The sequence below is a fragment of the Psychrobacter sp. 1Y4 genome, from assembly GCF_051847555.1.
The window spans coordinates 1-1,147 of record NZ_JBPYDE010000114.1 but is presented as its reverse complement, the minus strand read 5'-3'; the positions used below and the strand labels follow the sequence as shown (position 1 = coordinate 1,147).

Genomic DNA, 1,147 nt, shown 5'->3' with positions numbered 1-1,147 from the left:
GGTTGGTCACCTGCACTTTTGTACCAAACGGCAGAGTTTTGTGTGCCGCGGTGAGAGAGTTCATATTGAATATGCTACCACTTGCAGTGCGTTTGCCATGAAACTTACTACCATAATAACTGGTGTTAGCAGCAAATAGAGTTGTGCTCAGTAACAGTGATAGTGTGACAACCAAAGACTTGATTAAATAAGACATTCATTACCTTTAAGCAGTTTATGAGATAGACAGTTACTCTTGCCTATGTTGTCATACCCCCTACGAGTATGAATAATGAGGGGATTTTACAAGAATGAGATTGTCATATTATTACAGCTGTGTAAAAAACTCATCAGGTCAAATACTTGTTTTTTAAGAAGAAAAAGACGGTTTTGGTAAAAAAATTGGTGCCATAATTGATGCAAATATGCTTATAGAGAGTGATTCTTATAAAGAGGTCAACAAAATACCAGAAAGTGAATAATATAATGTAAATAAGTAATATATAAATACAAAGACTATCGATATAGCATAATTAAAGTTATGAAAGTGCACCAGTAGCCATATAAATTAATGTAAGTAAAGCTTTCTTTTTTATTACTAAATTGTAAAAAATTTAAAATTAACTATTATTTTAGAGTACCTAAAAGAAGTGTGTACATTACTTGGCGAGTCACTGAGAAAAATACTGGAAATCATGCCTACTATAGTAAGTAGAGCTCGGAGTATCTTAGTGAATATAAACGACAATCTTTGAGTAAAAAACTGTCTATTTACTCTTGATAATTATTATGTTGCTCTATTTTTTTGCTTGGTATTGTGTCTTTCGGCTTTTATCACATTAATGAAAGTCAATTATACAAAGTATTTTTTGGTTTTTTTATAGCGCTATTTACTATACAGATATATTTCTATAAGTTTTTTTACAAAACAGTTGCATAAAAGAGACTTTGAGATTAGAATTTTCGACCCAACAAATATTAACTAATGGAGTCACGTATGAAAAAAGTTGTTGCTGTGGCATTGCTCGCTGTTTTGACATCAGGATGTGCGACGCAAAACTATCTTGTGTCTTCATCGACCGCACCGACAGCCGCTACGAAAGCTAATGCTGATAAAATGCAGACTTTCTTTGTCAGTGGTTTGGGTCAAGAACAAGATATTGATGCG

Annotated in this window: 1 protein-coding gene; it reads right to left on the bottom strand. The window is 33.0% G+C overall.

Going from position 1 to position 1,147, the window contains the following annotated elements:
- A partial coding sequence (locus tag ACS8FC_RS14605; RefSeq protein WP_439297296.1) for a septal ring lytic transglycosylase RlpA family protein occupies positions 1–196 on the bottom strand: 196 nt, incomplete at its 3' end.
- Positions 197–1,147 lie beyond the last annotated feature (951 nt).